This is a genomic window from Streptomyces sp. NPDC004658, from assembly GCF_040609555.1.
Lineage (GTDB): Bacteria > Actinomycetota > Actinomycetes > Streptomycetales > Streptomycetaceae > Streptomyces.
The window spans coordinates 1-20030 of the sequence record NZ_JBEXKG010000096.1 but is presented as its reverse complement, the minus strand read 5'-3'; the positions used below and the strand labels follow the sequence as shown (position 1 = coordinate 20030).

Annotated in this window: 21 protein-coding genes; 9 read left to right on the top strand and 12 right to left on the bottom strand. The window is 71.9% G+C overall.

Annotated elements, in window-relative coordinates:
• Positions 1 to 2 precede the first annotated feature (2 nt).
• The 3 genes from ABZV94_RS27350 to ABZV94_RS27340 all read right to left on the bottom strand — a co-directional run bounded on the left by ABZV94_RS27350 (position 3) and on the right by ABZV94_RS27340 (position 2848).
• Complete coding sequence (locus tag ABZV94_RS27350) at positions 3 to 1457, bottom strand: penicillin-binding transpeptidase domain-containing protein (RefSeq protein WP_356344797.1); 1455 nt, start codon at positions 1455 to 1457, stop codon at positions 3 to 5.
• A 101-nt stretch (positions 1458 to 1558) separates the two neighbouring features.
• Positions 1559 to 2029, bottom strand: coding sequence for a GNAT family N-acetyltransferase (locus tag ABZV94_RS27345; RefSeq protein ID WP_356344795.1), 471 nt, complete (start codon positions 2027 to 2029; stop codon positions 1559 to 1561).
• 45 nt (positions 2030 to 2074) lie between these two features.
• Positions 2075 to 2848: an IclR family transcriptional regulator gene (locus ABZV94_RS27340; RefSeq protein ID WP_356344792.1), complete on the bottom strand. Its 774-nt coding sequence runs from the start codon at positions 2846 to 2848 to the stop codon at positions 2075 to 2077.
• 154 nt (positions 2849 to 3002) lie between these two features.
• Between ABZV94_RS27340 and ABZV94_RS27335 the strand changes: the two genes are divergently transcribed.
• From ABZV94_RS27335 to ABZV94_RS27320, 4 genes are all read left to right on the top strand, one after another.
• Positions 3003 to 4532 (top strand): aldehyde dehydrogenase (NADP(+)), encoded by a 1530-nt coding sequence (locus ABZV94_RS27335; protein ID WP_356344790.1) that lies wholly within the window; start codon positions 3003 to 3005, stop codon positions 4530 to 4532.
• 22 nt (positions 4533 to 4554) lie between these two features.
• Positions 4555 to 5169: a DUF1349 domain-containing protein gene (locus tag ABZV94_RS27330; protein WP_356344788.1), complete on the top strand. Its 615-nt coding sequence runs from the start codon at positions 4555 to 4557 to the stop codon at positions 5167 to 5169.
• A gap of 106 nt (positions 5170 to 5275) precedes the next feature.
• Positions 5276 to 5995, top strand: a complete 720-nt coding sequence (locus ABZV94_RS27325; RefSeq protein WP_356344785.1) for a DsbA family oxidoreductase — start codon at positions 5276 to 5278, stop codon at positions 5993 to 5995.
• 95 nt (positions 5996 to 6090) lie between these two features.
• Positions 6091 to 7152, top strand: coding sequence for an aminotransferase class V-fold PLP-dependent enzyme (locus ABZV94_RS27320; protein ID WP_356344783.1), 1062 nt, complete (start codon positions 6091 to 6093; stop codon positions 7150 to 7152).
• Between the two features lie 63 nt (positions 7153 to 7215).
• Here the strand turns inward: ABZV94_RS27320 and thpD are convergent, their stop codons facing one another.
• From thpD to ABZV94_RS27295, 5 genes are all read right to left on the bottom strand, one after another.
• The gene (gene thpD / locus ABZV94_RS27315) at positions 7216 to 8109 is read right to left on the bottom strand and encodes an ectoine hydroxylase (RefSeq protein WP_356344781.1); all 894 of its coding nucleotides are present in this window, start codon (positions 8107 to 8109) and stop codon (positions 7216 to 7218) included.
• A 6-nt stretch (positions 8110 to 8115) separates the two neighbouring features.
• Positions 8116 to 8520, bottom strand: coding sequence for an ectoine synthase (locus ABZV94_RS27310; RefSeq protein WP_208882679.1), 405 nt, complete (start codon positions 8518 to 8520; stop codon positions 8116 to 8118).
• Positions 8521 to 8560: 40 nt separating this feature from the next.
• Positions 8561 to 9832, bottom strand: a complete 1272-nt coding sequence (gene ectB / locus ABZV94_RS27305; RefSeq protein ID WP_356344778.1) for a diaminobutyrate--2-oxoglutarate transaminase — start codon at positions 9830 to 9832, stop codon at positions 8561 to 8563.
• 13 nt (positions 9833 to 9845) lie between these two features.
• Positions 9846 to 10364: a diaminobutyrate acetyltransferase gene (gene ectA, locus ABZV94_RS27300; RefSeq protein ID WP_356344776.1), complete on the bottom strand. Its 519-nt coding sequence runs from the start codon at positions 10362 to 10364 to the stop codon at positions 9846 to 9848.
• A gap of 327 nt (positions 10365 to 10691) precedes the next feature.
• Positions 10692 to 11795: an aminotransferase class V-fold PLP-dependent enzyme gene (locus tag ABZV94_RS27295; protein ID WP_356344774.1), complete on the bottom strand. Its 1104-nt coding sequence runs from the start codon at positions 11793 to 11795 to the stop codon at positions 10692 to 10694.
• A 138-nt stretch (positions 11796 to 11933) separates the two neighbouring features.
• On the opposite strand from ABZV94_RS27295, the gene ABZV94_RS27290 reads away from it, so the two are divergent.
• The 5 genes from ABZV94_RS27290 (at position 11934) to ABZV94_RS27270 (ending at position 16579) form a co-directional block, all read left to right on the top strand.
• On the top strand, positions 11934 to 12782 hold the full coding sequence (locus tag ABZV94_RS27290) for a transporter substrate-binding domain-containing protein (RefSeq protein ID WP_356344772.1): 849 nt from the start codon (positions 11934 to 11936) through the stop codon (positions 12780 to 12782).
• Positions 12779 to 13612 (top strand): amino acid ABC transporter permease, encoded by an 834-nt coding sequence (locus tag ABZV94_RS27285; protein WP_356344770.1) that lies wholly within the window; start codon positions 12779 to 12781, stop codon positions 13610 to 13612. Before ABZV94_RS27290 ends, ABZV94_RS27285 begins: the two co-directional genes overlap by 4 nt.
• The gene (locus ABZV94_RS27280) at positions 13609 to 14403 is read left to right on the top strand and encodes an amino acid ABC transporter ATP-binding protein (protein WP_356344767.1); all 795 of its coding nucleotides are present in this window, start codon (positions 13609 to 13611) and stop codon (positions 14401 to 14403) included. Before ABZV94_RS27285 ends, ABZV94_RS27280 begins: the two co-directional genes overlap by 4 nt.
• A 17-nt stretch (positions 14404 to 14420) precedes the next feature.
• Entirely contained in the window at positions 14421 to 15512 is a 1092-nt protein-coding gene (locus ABZV94_RS27275; RefSeq protein ID WP_356344765.1) for an amidohydrolase family protein, read from the top strand.
• 155 nt (positions 15513 to 15667) lie between these two features.
• Positions 15668 to 16579, top strand: a complete 912-nt coding sequence (locus tag ABZV94_RS27270; RefSeq protein WP_356344762.1) for an SCO1860 family LAETG-anchored protein — start codon at positions 15668 to 15670, stop codon at positions 16577 to 16579.
• A gap of 167 nt (positions 16580 to 16746) precedes the next feature.
• Here the strand turns inward: ABZV94_RS27270 and cobC are convergent, their stop codons facing one another.
• From cobC to cobJ, 4 genes are all read right to left on the bottom strand, one after another.
• Entirely contained in the window at positions 16747 to 17817 is a 1071-nt protein-coding gene (gene cobC / locus ABZV94_RS27265) for an Rv2231c family pyridoxal phosphate-dependent protein CobC (RefSeq protein WP_356344760.1), read from the bottom strand.
• Entirely contained in the window at positions 17807 to 18721 is a 915-nt protein-coding gene (locus ABZV94_RS27260; RefSeq protein WP_356344757.1) for a sirohydrochlorin chelatase, read from the bottom strand. The genes cobC and ABZV94_RS27260 overlap by 11 nt, the downstream gene beginning before the upstream one ends.
• Positions 18718 to 19305, bottom strand: a complete 588-nt coding sequence (locus ABZV94_RS27255; protein WP_356344755.1) for a precorrin-8X methylmutase — start codon at positions 19303 to 19305, stop codon at positions 18718 to 18720. Before ABZV94_RS27255 ends, ABZV94_RS27260 begins: the two co-directional genes overlap by 4 nt.
• Positions 19302 to 20030: precorrin-3B C(17)-methyltransferase (gene cobJ, locus ABZV94_RS27250; RefSeq protein WP_356344752.1), on the bottom strand; the 729-nt coding region annotated here is incomplete at its 5' end. The genes ABZV94_RS27255 and cobJ, both read right to left, overlap by 4 nt.

The window sequence follows — 20030 nt, the reverse complement described above, 5'->3', positions numbered from 1 at the left end:
GCCTACTTCAGGGCCGCCTGCATCATCGCCCTGGCCACCGGCGCCGCCAGGCCGTTGCCGCTCACTTCCGAGCGGGCCGCGTCCGACTGCTCCACCATCACCGCGACGGCGACCTCCTTGCCGTTGCTGTCGGACTTGCCGTAGGAGGTGAACCAGGCGTACGGCGTCTTGCTGTTGTTCTCGCCGTGCTGGGCGGTACCGGTCTTGCCGCCGACGGTCACCCCGTCGATCAGCGCGTTCGTGCCGGTGCCGTCCTTCACCACCGTCTCCATCGCGGACCGGAGCTGCTCGGCGGTGGTGGAGCTGATGATCTCCCTGGTGCCGGCGCTGTCGTCGTAGTCCTTCAGCACATCGCCGCCGCTGTCGGTGATCTGCGAGACGATGTGCGGCGAGACCAGCTTGCCGCCGTTGGCGATGGCCGCGGACACCATGGCCATCTGGAGCGGGGTGGCGGTGACGTCGAACTGGCCGATGCCGGACAGGGCGGTCTGCGCCTGGTCCATCCCGGACGGGTAGACGCTGGTGTAGGCCCGCACCGGCACGTCCTGCGCGTCGTCGTCGAAGCCGAACTTCTCGGCCATGGCCCTCACCTTGTCCTGGCCGAGCTGGACGGCCATGTGGCCGAAGACGTTGTTGCACGAGTACCGCAGGGCCACGCGGATCGAGGCGTTCCCGCAGGGCGCGGACTTGTTCTCGTTGTCCAGGTCGCGCACCGTGCCCGGCAGCCGGTAGGGGTTGGGGCTGTCGGTCGGCTCGTCCACGTTCTTGTACAGCCCGTCCTCCAGCGCGGCGGCCGCGACGACCAGCTTGAACGTCGAGCCCGGGGGCAGCGGCTGGCGCAGCGCGCGGTTGGTGAGCGGCTTGTCCTTGTCCGCGTTGAGCGCCTTCCAGGCCGCGCCGGCCGTGTTGGCGTCGGTGAGCGCGGAGGGGTCGTACGACGGCGTCGACACCACGGCGAGGATCCTGCCGGTCTTCGGGTCGATCGCGACGGCCCCGCCCTTCTTGCCGCCGAGCGCGCGGTAGGCCGCCTTCTGCACCGCCGGGTCGATCGTCGTCACCACGTCGCCCGGTTCGGCGCGCTCGCCGGTGACGGTGTCCATCACGGTCTTCAGCCGGTTGTCCGTGCCGTTGAGCAGGTCCTGGTAGACGCCCTCCAGCTGGGTCGGGGCGTAGGCCTGCGAGGCGTAACCCGTCACCGCCGCGTAGAGCCTGCCGTCCGTGTACGTCCGCTTGTACGCGAGGTCGCTTCCCTTCGTCCGCGTCGAGCCGGTGATCGCGTTCCCGGCCACGATGATGTTCCCGAGCGGCCGCGAGTAGGTCGCGATCGCGTTCCGCCGGTTGTCGTTGTCGTCCGCGAGGGCCTTGCCGTCGTAGAACTGCAGCCATGTGGCCCTGACCAGCAGGGCGAGCACGAGCAGCAGCGCGAAGACGGACGCCCGCCTGATCGTCTTGTTCATCCCGCTGGGAAGACGATCGGGAGCGGGCCGATCGTTCCCGTACGCCCGATTTCTCATCGTCCGTTCAGGAAACCCGCCTCGGGATTGTCATTCGGCCCGCTTCAGCCCTCCAGGACGAGCACGACCTCCTCGATCTCCCGGCCCCGCGCGTTCGCGTACCCCCGGGCCCGGGCCGCCTCGCGGAAGCCGCACTTCTCCAGGACGCGCAGCGACCCGAGGTTGTCGGCCGCCGCCCGCGCGTACAGCGGCCGTTCGGGCACCTCGCAGAGGAGGGCGCGCAGCGCGGCCGTCGCCACGCCCCGGCCCCAGTACGCGCGGTCGATCCAGTACGTCACCTCGCGTTCGCCGGCCACGCCGTAGACGGCCGCGTTGCCGGCCACCTCCCCGTCGGCCAGGACCGTGCGCAGCACGTCGGAGGAGTTCCGTACGCGCCGCCAGTAGGCCGCGAGGGCCTCCCGGTCGTACGGGTCCTCCGGGCCGAACGCGGCCATCCGGACGGCCTCCGGGTCGGTCATCTGCCGGTAGAACACCGGCAGGTCGCTGTCCTGTACGGCCCGCAGCGCGATCTCCATGCGACCGAGCCTACGACTCCGGCCCCCGGGGCCGCGGCTGACGGGTCAGAGCCTGCGGGTCGCCAGCGTCAGCCGGTCCCGCGCGTCGAACAGCGCGTCCTTGATCATCTGTTCGTGCGCGGGGGTCAGCCGGGCCACCGGCACCGAGCAGCTGATGGCGTCCCGCGCGGGGGTGCGGTACGGGATCGCCACGCCGAAGCAGCGCAGGCCCAGCGTGTTCTCCTCGCGGTCGACCGCGAAGCCCTGCTCCCGGACCTGGTGCAGCTCCTCGATGAGCTTCTCCCGGTCGGTGATGGTGTGCTCGGTGAGCGCGGGCAGCGTCTCCGGCAGGAGCTTGCGCACCTGTTCGTCGGTGTAGGTGGCGAGGATCGCCTTGCCGAGGGAGGTGGAGTGGGCCGGGAGCCGGCGGCCGACGCGGGTGAAGGGCCTGAGGTAGTGCTGGGACTGGCGGGTGGCCAGGTAGACCACGTTGGTGCCGTCGAGCCGGGCCAGATGGATGGTCTCCGTGGTGTCGTCGGAGAGCCGGTCCAGGGTCGGGCGGGCGGCGGCCACCACCTCGTCGCCGTCGATGTACGACGTACCGACCAGCAGCGCCCGCACCCCGATGCCGTACCGCGTGCCCGTCGCGTCCGTCTCCACCCAGCCCAGCTCCACGAGCGTGCGCAGCAGCATGTACAGGCTGGACTTGGGATAACCCACGGCCTCCTGGACGGCCGCGAGGGAGTGCATACCGGGCCGGCCGGCGAAGTATTCGAGCAGCTCAACGGTCCGTACCGCGGACTTGACCTGCGCCCCGCCCCCTGTGTCGCCTGCCGTCATCGCCCTTGACCCCTTCGTTCGACGAGGACCTGAGTTATATAGTCTCCGAGCAGCATATTCATCATCAGAGACAGTGTTCAGTATATCGAACGCGGCTGATGGGTGAGCCTGGATCGTCGTATGACAATGCGGCCTTTACTGGGAGGGACTCGCGGTGGCAGCAGCACCAGTCTGGAGTGTCGACCCGCGCACCGGGAAGCAGCGTGAACAGGTTGCGGTGGAGGCCACAGCCCAGGAGGTGGACGCGGCCGTCCGGGCGGCCCACGCCGCGCGCGACGCCCTCACCGACCGCACGGTCCGCGCCGCGTTCCTGCGCTCGGCCGCCGCCGGCCTGGACGCGGCCAGGGACGGCCTCGTCGAGACCGCCGACGCCGAGACCGCGCTCGGCCCCGCCCGGCTGACCGGCGAACTCGCCCGTACCTGCTACCAGCTGCGGGCCTTCGCCGACATCGTCGACGAGGGCGCCTTCCTCGACGTCATCATCAACCACCCCGACGACACCGCCACCCCACCCGTCCCGGACCTGCGCCGCTACAAGGTGCCGCTCGGCGTCGTCGCCGTCTACTCGGCCTCCAACTTCCCCTTCGCCTTCTCCGTCGCCGGCGGCGACACCGCGAGCGCGCTGGCCGCCGGCTGCCCGGTCGTCGTCAAGGCCCACCCCGACCACCCGGCCCTATCCGAGCTGGTCGCCAAGGTGCTGCGCCGGGCCGCCGCCGAACACGGCATCCCCGAGGGGGTGGTCGGACTCGTGCACGGCTTCGAGGCGGGCGTCGAGCTGATCAAGCACCCGCTGGTCGCGGCGGCCGGCTTCACCGGCTCGGTGCGGGGCGGACGGGCGCTGTTCGACGCCGCCGCCGCCCGCCCGGTGCCGATCCCGTTCCACGGCGAACTCGGTTCGCTGAACCCGGTCCTGGTCACCGAGGCCGCCGCGGCCGAGCGGGCCGAGGAGATCGGCGGCGGGCTCGCCGGGTCGATGACCCTCGGCGTGGGCCAGTTCTGCGTCAAGCCCGGCCTGGTGCTGGTGCCGTCCGGCGCGGCCGGCGACCGCCTGGTGAAGTCCCTGACCGACGCCGTCAGCGACACCGACGCCGGGGTGCTGCTCGACCACCGCATGCGGGACAACTTCGTCGCCGGGGTCGCCGAGCGCGCGGAGCTGCCTGACGTGGAGTCGCCGGTCACCCCGGGCGCGGGCGGCGAACACTCGGTCAGCGCCGGGTTCCTCACGGTGCCGGCCGAGAAGCTGGCCGAGGAGGGCGCGTACGACCTGCTGCTGGAGGAGTGCTTCGGGCCGGTCACCGTGGTAGCCCGCTACGCGGACGAGGCCGAGGCCAAGGCCGTGCTGTCGCGGCTGCCGGGCAACCTGACGGCGACCGTCCAGGTGTCCTCGGACGAGGCCGCCGGACGGGGACGGGGGCCGGAGCTGCTGGCCGAGCTGACGCCGCTCGCCGGACGTGTGCTGGTCAACGGCTGGCCGACGGGGGTCGCGGTGGCGCCCGCGCAGCATCACGGGGGGCCCTACCCGGCCACGACGTCCACGTCGACGTCCGTGGGCGGTACGGCCATCGAGCGGTGGCTGCGGCCGGTCGTCTACCAGAACGCGCCCGAGGCCCTGCTGCCGGCCGAGCTGAAGGACGACAACCCCCTGGGGCTTCCCCGGCGGTTCAACGGGGTTCTGGAGCGGTAGCGCCGCAGGGGGCGAGGAGAGGTTGACGGACGTGGACATTCCCGAGGTGCCCTTCCCCCTTGAGGCCTACGGTCCGGACGGTGACTGGTGCTACGCGGACGGTGTGCTGACCGGGCGGGCCGGACCACGCCAGGACCGGTTCGTGCCGCCCGGCGGTGACGCGCTGGACCCCGCCTCCGACGCGCCCCGGCTGCTGGGGGCCGCGCCCGCGGGGGACTTCCAGCTGCTGGCCCGGGTCTCCGTGGGGTTCCGTGACGCGTTCGACGCCGGGGTGCTGTACGTCCACGCCGGCGAGCGGGCCTGGGCCAAGCTGTGTCTGGAGTACTCCCCGGACGTGCCCACCGTCTGCACGGTGGTCACCCGGGGGCACTCCGACGACGCCAACTCCTTCACGGTGGACGGGGACTCGGTGTGGCTGCGGGTCAGCCGGACGGGGCGCGCCTTCGCCTTCCACGCCTCCCGGGACGGCGCGCGCTGGACCTTCGTCCGGTACTTCACCCTCGGCGAGGAGAAGGAGGCCGGTGCCGCGCTGGTCGGGTTCATGGCGCAGTCGCCGGTGGGGGAGGGGTGCGTGGTGACGTACGACCGCATCGCCTTCAGGTCCGGCGGGCCGAGCGGCCTGCGGGACGGCAGCTGAGGCGCGCGCGAGGGGGCGGCCCCGGGAATGGAACAGGCTGCTTGAACGTTCACGTACCAGCCGGGGAGAGTCCCCGCGCCCGTACGACCTGGAGAGAGCCGAAGACATGCGCGTCGAGATCTGGAGCGACATCGCCTGCCCCTGGTGCTACGTGGGCAAGGCCCGCTTCGAGAAGGCGCTCGCTGCCTTCCCGCACCGCGACGAGGTCGAGGTGGTGCACCGCTCCTTCGAGCTGGACCCGGGCCGCGCCAAGGGCGACGTCCAGCCGGTGATCACCATGCTGACCAGGAAGTACGGCATGAGCGAGGCCCAGGCCCAGGCCGGCGAGGACAACCTGGCCGCCCAGGCCGCCGCCGAGGGCCTGGACTACCGCACCCGGGACCGCGACCACGGCAACACCTTCGACATGCACCGCCTGCTGCACTTCGCCAAGGAGCAGGGCCGCCAGGACCAGCTGATCCAGATCCTGTACCGGGCGAACTTCGCCGAGGAGCGGTCCGTCTTCACCGAGGGCGACGAACGCCTGGTGGAGCTGGCCGTCGAGGCCGGACTCGACGCGGACGCCGCCCGCGCGGTGCTCGCCGACCCCTCCCGCTACGCCGACGAGGTCCGCGCCGACGAGCGCGAGGCCGCCCAGCTCGGCGCGACCGGCGTGCCGTTCTTCGTCCTCGACCGGACCTACGGCGTCTCCGGCGCCCAGCCCGCCGAGGTCTTCACCCAGGCGCTGACCCAGGCCTGGGGCGACCGCTCGCCGCTGAAGCTCGTCGAGCAGGGTGACGCCCAGGCGTGCGGGCCGGACGGATGCGCGGTGCCGCAGCAGGGCTGAAAGCGCAGGTCGGGGCGGTCGTATAAGCGGTGCTAAGAGGAACCACGTAAAAAGTCGCAATGGACGGGTAGTTCCCCGGGCCGCACAGTGGACCCATGGAGACCACGGAGACGTTCGACCGCCTCGTCCGCGCCGAGTTCCGCCCGAAGACCGTCTACCTCAACACCGCGAGCAACGGCCTGCTGCCGGCCCGTACCGTCGCCGCCCTCCAGGAGGCCGCGCTGCTGCGGGCCGAGGGCCGGCCGCTGACCTCGCTGTACGAGGACGTGGAGGCGAGCCGGGCCGCGTTCGCCCGGCTCGCCGGCGTCCGGGCCACCCGGGTCGCGGCGGGCGCCTCGGTCGCCGCGCACACCGGCGTGATCGCCGCCTCCCTCCCGGCGGGCGCCGAAGTCCTCACCGCCGAGGACGACTTCACCTCCGTGCTCAACCCCTTCCACGTGCGCGGCGACCTCAAGGTCCGCACGGTCCCGCTGGAGCGGATCGCCGAGTCGGTCCGGCCGGGCACCGCGCTCGTCGCGGTCAGCGCCGCCCAGTCCGCCGACGGCCGGATCGCCGACCTGCCCGCCCTGCGCGAGGCCGCCCGCGCCCACGGCGCCCGCACCTACGTCGACTTCTCCCAGGCCGCCGGCTGGCTTCCGGTGGAGGCGGACGCCTACGACTTCACCGCGAGCGTCTCCTTCAAGTGGCTGCTGGGCCCGCACGGCGCCGCCTTCCTCACCGTCCCCGAGGACTTCGGCGGGCTGACCCCGCTGCTCGCCGGCTGGGTCGCGGCCGAACGGCCGTGGGACAGCTGCTACGGCCCGGTCGCCGAACTCGCCCACTCCGCCCGGCGGTTCGACCTCACCCACGCCCTGTTCACCTTCGCGGGCCTGCGCCGCTCACTGGAGCTGATCGAGGAACTCGGCGCGGACGCGGTCCACGCCCATGACGTCGCCCTCGCCGACCGGTTCCGCGCGGGGCTCGCCGGCCTCGGCCACGAGCCGGTGCCCGCACCGGGCTCGGCGATCGTGTCCGTCCCCGGACTCGGCTCCCGGCAGCCCGAGCTGAGCGAGGCGGGCATCGAGGTCTCCAACCGCGCGGGCAACCTGCGGGCGGCCTTCCACCTCTACAACACGGCCGCCGACGTGGACCGGCTGCTGGAGGCGCTGTCCGGCTGACACGACCGGGCCGGGGCCTCCCGTCCCACACGAGGAGGTCCCGGCCCGGTGATCGGGGGGCGGCTACCGCACCGGGGTGAAGTCCCTCGCCCCGATGAACTCCGGCCGCCGCACCGGTGCCGCGAACGGCTCCACCGCCGTGTTCTCCACGCTGTTGAACACGATGAAGACGTTGCTGCGCGGGAACGGCGTGATGTTGTCGCCGGAGCCGTGCATGCAGTTGCAGTCGAACCAGGTCGCCGAGCCGGCCTTGCCGGTGAACAGCCGGATGCCGTACTCGCCCGCCAGCGCGGTCAGCGCCTCGTCCGACGGCGTGCCCGCGTCCTGCATCTGGAGCGACTTCTTGTAGTTGTCCTTCGGCGTGGCACCGGCGCAGCCCAGGAACGTCCGGTGCGAACCCGGCATGATCATCAGGCCGCCGTTGGTGTCGTAATTCTCGGTCAGCGCGATCGAGACGGACACCGTGCGCATGTTCGGCAGGCCGTCCTCGGCGTGCCAGGTCTCGAAGTCCGAGTGCCAGTAGAAGCCGCTCGCGCCGAAGCCCGGCTTGACGTTGATCCGGGACTGGTGGACGTACACGTCCGAACCCAGGATCTGCCGGGCGCGGCCGACCACGCGCGGATCGCGGACCAGGTTCGCGAACACCTCGCTGATCCGGTGCACCTCGAAGACCGAGCGGATCTCCTGGGACTTCGGCTCCACGATCGAGCGCTCGTCGGCACGGACCGCCGGATCGGTGACCAGCCGGTCCAGCTCACGCTTGTAGACCTCGACCTCGTCCGGGCCGATCAGCTGGTCGACGGCGAGGAAGCCGTCCCGCTCGAACGCCTGGAGGTCGGCCGTCTCGATCGGGCCCGGGGTGTCCGGGGCGCCCCAGACGACGGGGTCCTGGCGCGGCACGGTCACCTCGGTGGTGCCGCGGGTCGGGTAGAGATCCTTCACGGTGGCGGTGGTCATGGGCTCTCACACCTCCTCGGGCTCGGTGAGCAGCGGGTAGACGCCGTTCTCGTCGTGGTCCTCCCGGCCGGTGACCGGCGGGTTGAACACGCAGATGCAGTGGAAGTCCTCCTTGACGCGCAGCGTGTGCCGCTCGTGCCCGTCGAGGAGGTACATGGTGCCGGGGGTGATGGTGTACGTCTTCCCGGCCTCGTGGTCGGTGAGTTCGGCCTCGCCCTTGGTGCAGACGACGGCCTCGATGTGGTTGGCGTACCACATGGACGTCTCGGTCCCGGCGTACAGGATGGTCTCGTGCAGGGAGAAGCCGACCCGCTCCTTCGCGAGGACGATCCGCTTGCTCTCCCAGGTGCCGGACTTCGCCCTGACGTGCCGGTCGGTGCCTTCGATGTCCTTGAACGAACGGACGATCATGGGGGTGCACTTCCTCCTTGCTAGGTCTTGCCAGGTGTTGCTAGGCGGTTTCGCGGACGGCGCGGGCCAGGACGCTGAGCCCTTCGTCCAGTTCCTCGCGCGTGATGGTCAGGGCCGGCAGCAGCTTGACGACCTCGCTCTCCGGCCCGGACGTCTCGATCAGCAGCCCGAGCTCGAAGGCGCGGCGGGCGACCCGGGAGGCCCGGGCCTTGTCGTGGAACTCCAGGCCCCACACGAGCCCGCGCCCGCGGTACTCCCTGACATCGGCGAGGTTCTCCTCGGTGATGGAGATGAGGGCCTGCTCGACCTGCTCGCCACGGGCACGGGTCTGCTTCTCCATGGCCGAGCCGTCGGTCCAGTACGCCTCCAGCGCGGCGGTGGCGGTCACGAAGGCGGGGTTGTTCCCACGGAAGGTGCCGTTGTGCTCGCCCGGCTCCCACACGTCCAGCTCGGGCCGGAACAGGCACAGCGACATGGGCAGCCCGTAGCCGCTGATCGACTTCGACACGGTGACGATGTCCGGCGTGATGCCGGCCTCCTCGAAGGAGAAGAAGGCGCCGGTACGGCCGCAGCCCATCTGGATGTCGTCGACGATCAGCAGCATGTCCTGCCGCTCGCACAGCTCCTTCAGCGCGCGCAGCCATTCGGGCCGGGCGACGTTGATGCCGCCCTCGCCCTGCACGGTCTCCACGATCACGGCGGCGGGCTTGTTCAGCCCGGAGCCCTGGTCCTCCAGCAGCCGCTCGAACCACAGGAAGTCCGGGACCTTGCCGTCGAAGTAGTTGTCGAACGGCATCGGCGTGCCGTGCACCAGCGGAATGCCGGCACCGGCCCGCTTGAAGGCGTTGCCGGTCACGGCGAGCGAACCCAGCGACATGCCGTGGAAGGCGTTGGTGAACGACACGATCGCCTCGCGGCCCTTCACCTTCCGCGCCAGCTTCAGCGCCGACTCCACGGCGTTGGTGCCGGTCGGCCCCGGGAACATGACCTTGTACGGCAGGTCGCGCGGGCGCAGGACCAGGTCCTGGAAGGTCTGGAGGAAGGTGCGTTTGGCCGTGGTCGACATGTCCAGGCCGTGGGTGACGCCGTCCCGGTCCAGGTAGTCGATCAGCGCCCGTTTGAGGACGGGGTTGTTGTGGCCGTAGTTGAGTGAGCCGGCGCCGGCGAAGAAGTCGAGGTACGCATGACCGTCCTCGTCGTACATCCGGCTGCCCTGCGCCCGGTCGAAGACGGTGGGCCAGCCGCGGCAGTAGCTGCGCACCTCGGACTCCAGGGTCTCGAAGACGCTGAGGTCGGGCTGGGTGATGGTCACGGTGAATCGCTCCTCAGTGGGCGGTGGACTCGGTCAACGGGCCGATGCGGTAGAGGACTTCGGGGTCGTGCGGGCCGTCCGGGAACAGTCCGGCGGGGAACAGCACCTCGCGGGTCACCCGTGCGCCGTGCCGCTCGGCGAAGGAGGTGAACAGCCGCTCGGAGGCGGTGTTTCCGGGCGTGATGGTGGTCTCCATCCCGGTGATCCCCTGCTCGGCGACGAGCCGGGCGGTCAGCCCGTCCAGCAGCTTCGCGGCGATGCCGTGGCCCCGGTGGGCGGGGTCGACGGCCACCTGCCAGACGAGCAGGGTGCGGGGGCGGTCCGGCCGCAGGTATCCGGTGACGAAGCCGACCGGCTCCCCGCCCGCACCGCGTGCCACCGCCGAGGTGCCGGCGAAGTCCCGGCACCACAGCAGATAGCTGTAGGAGGAGTTCAGGTCGAGGGTTTTCGATTCCTTGGCGAGACGCCAGAGCGCGGCTCCGTCAGCCGGCGCCGGCCGTTCGATGAGCAGGTCTGCGGGTGCGGCAGTCATGCGGCACGAATTTAGCGAGGTGAATTCGAAAATGCACGGGAGTGAGTGTGAGGGCCCGACGCCCGCCCGGTGAAATGTCGGATACGCCCCGCATCAAATCGGTACAAATCGCGCCTTCTGTGGAGTGCGTCACACGCCGGAAACCGCTCGAAACCCGTCGGCAAACCCACCTGTTTAGCTCTGCAAAAAGCGGGCAGAAGAAGACGGGAAGCTATCGTCCGGAGAATTGGCGGAGTTTGTGAAAGTAATTGGAATTCACGATGTGAAAACGGCCCGCGCGGTGTGCGCGAGCCGTTTTCGTTGCGTTCCGGGGTGATGACCGATTGCTTATCGCCGCCAGGCGTTCTCCACGGCCCGGCGGGCCCCGGCCGGGTCCACCGGCAGGCCCCGCTCGGCGAGCGCGGCGCCCAGTGCCGCCAGGGAGTTCTGGACCGCGCCCTGCGTCGCGTCGGGGCCGTAGTGGTTGACCCGGACCATCTCCCGGGCCAGAGCCCCGCCGCCCGCGGCCAGCGGCAGCGCCGGGTCGGTCGCCAGAGCGCGGGCCACCAGGTCGGAGGCCACCACACCGGACGGCACCCGGAGGGTCGTGGCGACCGGCGCCGCGTCCCGCTCCTCGTACACGTACGGCTCCAGACCCCCGCCCAGCGCCACCGCTCCGGCCCGCGCGGCCAGCGCCGCGCGCCGGTGCCGGTCCATCACCGACTCCAGGCCCGCCGACTCGATCCGCTCCAGGCACGCCTCCAGCGCCAGCATCTCCAGCTGCGCCGGAGCGTGCGGCAGCGCCTTGCGGCCGGCGTCGATCCAGCGGTCCTTCCAGTCCAGCAGGGAGAGGTAGGAGCGGCGCGGGGCGTTCGGGTTGGCGGCCATCCGGGCCCAGGCCCGCTCGCTCACCGAGATCGCCGACACGCCCGCCGGGCCGCCCATCGCCTTCTGGGCCCCGATCACGCACAGGTCCACGCCCCACGCGTCCGGCAGCACCGGCTCCGCGCCCACGGAGGCCACCGCGTCCAGATAGAAGAGGGCGCCCTGCTCGCGCACCGCCTCGCCGATCTCCGCCACCGGGTTGGTGTTGCCGGTCGCCGCCTCGGCGTGCACCAGCGACACGAAGTCGATCTCCGGGTGCTCCGCGAACGCCTCCCGGATCTGCGCGGCGGTCACCGCGGTGTGGAAGGGGACCGAGAGGTCGTGCACCGTGGCGCCGGCGTCGCGCAGCCAGTCGCCGAAGGTCTGTCCGTAGGGGCCCGTGATCACGTTCAGGGCCACCGTGCCCGGACCGGCCGCCGCGCGGATCGCGCCCTCCAGCGGCAGCAGCGCCTCGCCCTGGGTGATCAGGACGTCCTGACGGGTGTCCAGCAGCCGGGCCACCCCGTCCTCGATGGCGGCGAAGCGCTCGGCACTCAGCGGGGGCAGGTCGAGGAAGGGGTGGGTCACGGCGGTGCTCTCTTCGCTTCTCGCGGGTCGACTCCCTCGATCTTAGGTCGAGGGCCTGCCTGGCCATGGGTTTGATTTGAGAGACTCAAACCCTTCCTTATAATCGGAACCCTTAGTTCCCCCACAGGAGATCTCCCCATGAAAACGCTCGTCGGGCGCCGGACCCGCATTCTGGCCGCCACCACCGCGACCGCCGCACTCGTGCTCGTCGCGGCCGGCTGCTCCTCCAGCGACTCGGGGAGCGGCAAGACCACGGTCAAGGGCGTCCACCTGGTCAAGGCCGGTCAGCTGACCACCTGCACCCACCTGCCGTACCCGCCGTTCCAGTCGGAGGTGGACGGCAAGGTGCAGGGCTTCGACGTCTCCCTCATCGACCTCGTCGCCAAGGACCTCGGCGTCAAGCAGCAGATCCTCGACACGCCCTTCGAGAACTTCAAGACGGGCGCCTTCCTGAACTCGGGCGAGTGCGACCTGGCCGCCGCCGGCATGACCATCACCGCCGAGCGCAAGAAGAACGTCGACTTCTCCGACCCGTACTTCGAGGCCACCCAGGCCGTCCTCGTCGACAAGAACAGCGGGATCAACTCGCTCGCCGACGTCAAGGCCAAGGGCAAGAAGCTCGGCGCCCAGGCGCAGACCACCGGCGAGGACTACGTCAAGAGCAAGGGCTACGACCCGATCTCCTTCGAGTCCTCCGACGCCGTCCTCAACGGCCTGCGCACCGGCCAGGTCCAGGCCGTCGTCATCGACTACCCGGTCGTCCAGGGCTGGCTGAAGGACAAGGCGAACGCGGACAAGTTCAAGGTCGTCGACAACCTCAAGACCGGTGAGCAGTACGGCTTCACCGTCAAGAAGGGCAACAAGGCGCTGCTCGACGCCATCAACAAGGCGATCAGGACCGCCAAGTCCGACGGCACCTACAAGAAGATCTACGAGCAGTGGATCGGCCCCTACGACGCCTCCGTCGCCTCTCCCGCCGCCTCATGACCGACACGGACACAGCTCTCCAGCCGAAGAAAAAGGGACTGACCCGGCGTCAGAAGCGCAGCCTCTCGCGCGGCATCCAGTACGCCGTCTTCGCCGCGGCCGTGATCGCCTTCGCGGTCACGGCCGACTGGGGCCGGCTCCAGAACCAGTTCGCCCAGGCGGACATCGCGCGGCAGATGTTCCCGGACGTCATCACGCTGGCGCTGAAGAACACCGTGCTCTACACGCTGTCCGGCTTCGTCGTCGGACTCGTCCTGGGCATGGTCATCGCGCTGATGCGGCTGTCCTCCGTGGGCCCCTACCGCTGGCTGGCGAGCGTCTACATCGAGATCTTCCGGGGCCTGCCCGCCCTGCTGATCTTCATCTTCGTCGGTGTGGCCGTGCCGCTGGCGTTCCCGGGCACCGAGATCCCGGGCGGCACCTACGGCAAGGTCGCCCTCGCGCTCGGCCTGGTCTCGGCGGCGTACATGGCGGAGACCATCCGCGCCGGCATCCAGGCCGTGCCCAAGGGGCAGATGGAGGCGGCCCGCTCGCTCGGCTTCTCGCCCGCCAAGGCCATGGTCTCCATCATCATCCCGCAGGCCTTCCGGATCATCCTGCCGCCGCTCACCAACGAACTCGTCCTGCTCTTCAAGGACTCCTCGCTGGTGCTGTTCCTCGGTGTCACCCTGGAGGAGCGGGAACTGTCCAAGTTCGGCCGCGACCTCGCCAGCACGACCGCCAACTCCACGCCGATCCTGGTCGCGGGCCTGTGCTACCTGCTGGTCACGATCCCGCTCAGCTTCGTCGTCCGCCGTATGGAATCCAAGGCCCAGGAGGCGATCCGGTGAGCCGCCCCGAGATCGAGGTCCGCGGACTGCACAAGTCCTTCGGCGACAACGAGGTGCTGCGCGGCATCGACCTGGAGATCGGCCAGGGCGAGGTCGTCTGCGTCATCGGCCCCTCCGGCTCCGGCAAGTCGACGCTGCTGCGCTGCGTGAACCTGCTGGAGGAGCCCACCAAGGGCCAGGTCTTCGTCGGCGGCACCGAGGTGACCGACCCCGACGTCGACATCGACGCCGTACGCCGCCGCATCGGCATGGTCTTCCAGCAGTTCAACCTCTTCCCGCACCTGAACGTCACCGAGAACCTCACGCTGCCGCAGCGCCGGGTCCTCGGGCGGGACAAGGAGACGGCGGCGCGCGTCGCCGCCGAGAACCTCGCCCGTGTCGGCCTCTCCGAGAAGGCGGACGCCTACCCGTCCTCCCTCTCCGGCGGCCAGCAGCAGCGCGTCGCCATCGCCCGCGCGCTCGCCATGGGCCCCGAGGTGATGCTCTTCGACGAGCCGACCTCCGCGCTCGACCCGGAGCTGGTCGGCGACGTCCTCGCCGTCATGCGCCGGCTCGCGCGGGAGGGCATGACGATGATGGTCGTCACCCACGAGATGACCTTCGCCCGCGAGGTCGCCGACCGGGTCGTCTTCATGGACGGCGGCGTGATCGTCGAGGACGGCAGCCCGGAGCGGGTCATCGGCGACCCGCAGCACGAGCGCACCCGGCACTTCCTGTCCCGGCTGCTCGACCCGGCGATGGCCGAGGTCGAGGAGGAGACCTCCGACCAGGTGGGCACGTCCGAGCCGTAGGTCGTTAAGGTGCGAGCATGAGCGATGGTGCGGTGCTGCACGTGAGGGGCCGGGTCCTGGCGGGGCCGGACGACGTCCGCGACGAGCTGTGGGTGGTCGGGGGCCGTGTCTCCTACGACCGCCCCGCCGTGGCCCGTGACATCACCACCGTCGAGGGCTGGGCGCTGCCCGGCCTGGTCGACGCCCACTGCCATGTCGGCCTGGGCGCCGACGGCCCGGTGGACGCGGACACCGCCGAGAAGCAGGCGCTCACCGACCGCGAGACGGGCACCCTGCTGATCCGTGACGCGGGCTCGCCCTCCGACACCCGCTGGATCGACGACCGCGACGACCTCCCGAAGATCATCCGGGCGGGCCGGCACATCGCCCGCACCCGCCGCTACATCCGCAACTTCGCCTGGGAGATCGAGCCGGACGACCTCGTCGCCCATGTCGCCCGGGAGGCCCGGCGCGGCGACGGCTGGGTCAAGCTGGTCGGCGACTGGATCGACCGCGACCTCGGCGACCTGGCCCCCTGCTGGCCCCGCGGCGCGGTGGAGGCGGCCATCGCCGAGGCGCACCGGCTCGGCGCCCGGGTCACCGCCCACTGCTTCGCCGAGAACTCGCTGCGGGACCTGGTCGAGGCGGGCATCGACTGCATCGAGCACGCCACCGGCCTCACCGACGACCTGATCCCGCTGTTCGCCGAGCGGGGCGTCGCGATCGTCCCGACCCTCGTCAACATCGCCACCTTCCCCCGGCTCGCGGACGGCGGCGAGCAGAAGTTCCCGCGCTGGTCCGCCCATATGCGGCGGCTGTACGAGCGGCGCTACGACACCGTGCGCGCCGCCTACGACGCCGGCATCCCGGTCTTCGTCGGCACGGACGCCGGCGGCACGCTGCCGCACGGGCTGGTCGCGGAGGAGGTCGCCGAACTGGTCGCCGCCGGCATTCCGCCGGTCGACGCGCTCGCCGCCACCAGCTGGGCCGCCCGCGCCTGGCTCGGCCGGCCCGGGCTGGAGGAGGGCGCCCCCGCCGACCTCGTGGTGTACGAGGCCGATCCCCGGGCGGACGTACGGGTGCTGGCGGCGCCCCGGCGGGTGGTGCTGAACGGCCGGGTGGTCGAGTAGACGTTCCCGTGACGCCCTCGATTCCGCCCTGGAATCGAATCGGCGTGCGGAAAATCCACGTTTGAGTGAAGTGACCCCGGATCGCTGACCGTTCACCCACAGTGGGGACAAGGTTGACGGGTCCCAAGCAGGTTTCTTCTGGGGGTCCCACCGCCTTGAACAGCAACAACTTCCGCATGCCCGCACGCCGTCTCACCGTCCTCGCGACGGCCACGGCCCTCGCCTCGGCGCCCGTGGTCCTGGGGGGCGCGGGCGCCGCGCACGCGACCGGTGACCACGGTCGCGCCTCCGCCGTCGTCCTGCGCACCGGGCTCGACGTGTCCCTGCTCAACAAGACCGTGAACGTCCCGCTCGCGGTCTCCCTCAACGAGGTCCAGGCACCGCGGAGCGCCGACCGGACGGCGCTGTCCGCCCGGCTCGACGGCGTGAACGGCGGCAAGCCGTTCACGGTCCTCGCCGCGGACGCCGCCCAGGCCAGGGCCACGGTGACCGCGCGCCGCGCCGAGGGCTCGGTCCGGGTCGCCCACGCCAGGCTGCACGTGCCCGGTCTGCCCCTGCTGTCCCTGATCGAGGCCGACACGATCACCGCCAAGGCGACCTGCGAGGCCGGCAAGGCACCGGTCGCCTCCGCGAACGTCCTCGGTGCCGTCACCGTCCTCGGCAAGCGCGTCACCCTCACCGCCGGCGGCCCGGCCGAGGTGAAGGTGCCCGGGGTCGGCGAGGTCCGCCTCGACCTCTCCCAGCGCAGCACCACGACCCGTACGGCCGCCGCCACCGCCCTCGAACTCAAGGTGTCCGTCAACCCGTTGAAGCTCAACGTGGCCGACGTCGAGGGCACGGTCACCCTGGCCAAGGCCACCTGCGAGTCGCCGATGACCCCGCCCACCAAGACCCCGGTACCGAGCCACGACCCGGCCGCCGGCCCGCGCCCCCAGGGCGCCCCCGCCGAAGCGGACCTCGCGGAGACCGGCGGCAGCTCGGCGACCCCGTACATCGCGGGCGGCGCACTGGCCCTGCTGCTGGCGGGCGGGGGAGCGGTCGCCGTGGCCCGGCGCCGGAAGAGCTGACGGAGGGCGGTGGTTCGGCCGGCGCCGGGGGCAGCGATCGGTCGGGGGCCGACCGCGGGGGCGCCGGTCACGGCCGGTGGCGGTTGGTGCCGGGGGTTTTGGACCCGGCGCTCACCGACCGCCCCGGCGCTCTTCCGTTCCCCCCCCCGGCCACGCGCCGGCGGCCGTCACGGACGAGCGAGTGCCGCCGACAGTGCCCGCAAGAAGCCGTCCGCCGTCGCCCGGTCCCGTACCGCGATCCGCACCCACTCCCTCCCGAGCCCCGGAAACGTGTCACCGCGCCGCACCGCGTAACCGAGTTCCCGCAACCGCCGCCGTACCCCGTCGGCGCCCGGCATGCGCACCAGCACGAACGGCCCCTCCGCCGGCTCCACCACCCGCACCCCGTGAGCGGCGAACGCGGCCAGCCCGGCCACCAGGTGCGCCCGGTCCCCGGCGATGCGATGCGCCGCGTGCCCCGCCTCCGCGAGCGCCCTCGGCGCCACACACGCCTCCGCGGCGACCAGCGCCGGTGTCGACACCGGCCACAACGGCTGGGCCCGCTCCAGTTCGGCGATCACCTCGGGCGCGGCCAGGACGTACCCGACGCGCAGCCCGGCCAGCCCCCAGGTCTTGGTGAGGCTGCGCAGCACCACGAGCCCCGGCACATCCGTCCGCCCGGCCAGCGCCTCCCGCTCACCCGGCACCGCGTCCATGAACGCCTCGTCCACCACCACGGTCCGCCCGGGGCGGGCGAGTCGGACGACCGTCCCCGCCGGATGCAGCACCGACGTCGGATTCGTGGGGTTGCCGATCACCACCAGGTCGGCGTCCTCCGGCACGTCCGCCGGGTCCAGCCGGAACCCGTCCTCCTCCCGCAGCAGCACCCGGTCCACGGTGTGCCCGGCGTCCCGCAGGGCGGCCTCCGGTTCGGTGAACTGCGGGTGCACGACCACCGGCCGGCGGACCTTCAGCGCGCGGGCGAGCAGGACGAACGCCTCCGCCGCCCCCGCCGTCAGCAGCACCCGCTCCACCGGCAGCCCGTGCCGGGCCGCCACCGCCGCCCGCGCGGCCCGCCCGTCCGGGTAGGCGGCGAGGGACGACAGCGAGCCGGCTATCTCCTCCCGCAGCCACGGCGGGGGCGTGTCCGCGCGGACGTTGACGGCGAGGTCGGTCAGCGCGGCCCCGTCGTCCCGCACTTCGGCGTCCCCGTGGTGCCGCAGGTCATGCCCGGCCCCGCCGGTCGCTTCAGTGCGCATGGCTGTGCGAGTGCCCCCCGTGGTGGTGTCCGTGCCCGTGGTGGTGGTGGTCGTCGTCCGGGTGGAAGTGCGGCTGCTGCGGCAGTCCCACCTTGTCCTCGAAGCCCGGCAGCGCGATCCGGTACACGCACGCGTCGCAGTTCATGCGCAGATCGCCCTTGACGGCCTCCTCGTACCGCTCCATCACCAGGTCCAGCAGCTCCGGTTCGGGCCCGATGACGTCGGCCGACCGCACGTCCAGTGCGGGGTGCGCCGCGGCCCATCCCTCGGTCTGCTCCCGCACCCGGTCCGGCAGGATGCCGGTGAAGAGGAAGTAGGGGAGTACGACGATCCGCCGCGCACCCAGCGCCGCGCACCGGTCCAGCCCGCTCGGCACGTCCGGCGCCGCGAGCGACACGAACGCCGTCTCGACCCCGGCGTAGCCACGCCCCTCCCACAGCAGCCGGGCCGCCTTGAACACCTCCGCGTTGGCGTCCGGGTCGGTCGAGCCGCGCCCCACCAGCAGCACCGTCACCTCGGAGCGGTCCACGCCGTCCAGCACCTGCTCCAGCCGCCGCTCCAGCACGTTCAGCAGCGACGGGTGCGGGCCCAGAGGACGGCCGTAGGTGTACGAGATGCCCGGGTGCCGTTCCTTCTCACGGGCCAGCGCGGCCGGTATGTCGCCCTTGGCGTGCCCGGCGGACACCAGCATCAGCGGGACGGCGGCGAACCGGCGCACCCCGCGCTCCACCAGCTCGGTCACGGCCTCGCCGAGCGGCGGCGGGGACAGCTCGATGAAACCGCCCGCGACGGGCAGTTCGGGATGGCGGAGCCCCAGCTCCCGGACGAAGTCGCGGAACGCCTCGGCTCCGGCGTCGTCCCGGGTGCCGTGGCCGGCGATCAGCAGGGCGGGCGGGGTGGTCACGCGTTCTCCTCGGATGAAGTGGGGTGGTACAGCAGGGCGTTGAGGGCGGCGGAGGCGACCGCCGACCCGCCCTTCTCGGACACGTTGCTCACGGCGGGCAGCCCGCTCTCGCGCAGCGCGGCCTTGGACTCGACGGCCCCGACGAAACCGACGGGCAGGCCGATGACGAGCGCCGGGGCCGCGTCCAGGGTCAGCAGCTCCTCCAGCGCGGTCGGCGCGTTGCCGATCACCCACAGGGCGCCGGGCCCGACCTGCTCGTAGGCGAGCCGGATGCCGTGCGCGGAACGGGTCAGTCCGGGTCCGGCCACGGCGTCCTTCAGCCGGCAGACGGTCTCCCGGCGGGTGATGCCGGCCCCGACCATCTCGACGTCGACCACGACCGGCGCCCCCGCGTGCAGCGCCGCGTGCGCCTCGACCAGGTCGTCCTCGTCCATGACGAGGTCGCTCGCGTAGTCCAGGTCGGCGGCGGAGTGGATGACCCGCTCCACCACCGCCCGGGTCAGCGGCGGGAAGTGCGAGGTGTCCAGCCGGGCGCGCAGCCGCCGGTAGGACTCCTCCTCGATGGGGTGGACCACACGGTTCACCGGGCGCCCTCCTGGGTGCTCTGCCAGCGGTAGCCGCGCGGGGTCACCATGCGTCCCGCGATGGTGCGGGTCGCGGTGTTGCCCACGGTCACGACCGTCATCATGTCGACCGTCGCCGGGTCGAGCTCGCCGAGCGTCGTCACCCGGCTCGACTCGTCCGGCCGCGAGGCGTTGCGGACGACACCGACCGGCGTCGCCGGCTCCCGGTGCCCGGCGAGGATCGCCAGCGCCTTGGGCAGCTGCCAGTCACGGCCCCGGGAGCGCGGGTTGTAGAAGGTGACGACGAGGTCGGCCTCGGCCGCCGCGCGCACCCGGCGCTCGATGATCTCCCACGGCGTGTGCAGGTCGGACAGGCTGATGGACACGTGGTCGTGGCCCAGCGGCGCGCCCAGGACCGCCCCGGCGGCCAGCGCGGCCGTCACCCCGGGCACCCCGACCACGTCGATGTCGTCGGACGCCTCCGCGAGCGCCGGGGAGGCCATGGCGTACACGCCCGCGTCCCCGCTGCCGATCAGCGCCACCGCGTGCCCCTGGCGGGCCTGTGCGACCGCCGTCCGGGCCCGCTCCTCCTCCGCGCCGAGCCCCGACTCCAGCACCCGGGTGCCGGGCCGCAGCAGATCGCGGATCTGGTCCACGTACTGCGCGCCGGACGCCTTCCCGAAGGACGTCGTGCGGCACCGGGTGCGGCGGGGCAGCGGCCGTATCGACATCGAGGACGCGCTCAC

Excerpts from the sequence above, each read along its gene's own strand:
- ABZV94_RS27350 (WP_356344797.1), bottom strand. The coding sequence starts at position 1,457 with ATGAACAAGACGATCAGGCGGGCGTCCGTCTTCGCGCTGCTGCTCGTG.
- ABZV94_RS27345 (WP_356344795.1), bottom strand. The coding sequence starts at position 2,029 with ATGGAGATCGCGCTGCGGGCCGTACAGGACAGCGACCTGCCGGTGTTC.
- ABZV94_RS27340 (WP_356344792.1), bottom strand. The coding sequence starts at position 2,848 with ATGACGGCAGGCGACACAGGGGGCGGGGCGCAGGTCAAGTCCGCGGTA.
- ABZV94_RS27325 (WP_356344785.1), top strand. The coding sequence starts at position 5,276 with ATGCGCGTCGAGATCTGGAGCGACATCGCCTGCCCCTGGTGCTACGTG.
- ABZV94_RS27320 (WP_356344783.1), top strand. The coding sequence starts at position 6,091 with ATGGAGACCACGGAGACGTTCGACCGCCTCGTCCGCGCCGAGTTCCGC.
- thpD (WP_356344781.1), bottom strand. The coding sequence starts at position 8,109 with ATGACCACCGCCACCGTGAAGGATCTCTACCCGACCCGCGGCACCACC.
- ABZV94_RS27310 (WP_208882679.1), bottom strand. The coding sequence starts at position 8,520 with ATGATCGTCCGTTCGTTCAAGGACATCGAAGGCACCGACCGGCACGTC.
- ectA (WP_356344776.1), bottom strand. The coding sequence starts at position 10,364 with ATGACTGCCGCACCCGCAGACCTGCTCATCGAACGGCCGGCGCCGGCT.
- ABZV94_RS27290 (WP_356344772.1), top strand. The coding sequence starts at position 11,934 with ATGAAAACGCTCGTCGGGCGCCGGACCCGCATTCTGGCCGCCACCACC.
- ABZV94_RS27285 (WP_356344770.1), top strand. The coding sequence starts at position 12,779 with ATGACCGACACGGACACAGCTCTCCAGCCGAAGAAAAAGGGACTGACC.
- ABZV94_RS27275 (WP_356344765.1), top strand. The coding sequence starts at position 14,421 with ATGAGCGATGGTGCGGTGCTGCACGTGAGGGGCCGGGTCCTGGCGGGG.
- cobC (WP_356344760.1), bottom strand. The coding sequence starts at position 17,817 with ATGCGCACTGAAGCGACCGGCGGGGCCGGGCATGACCTGCGGCACCAC.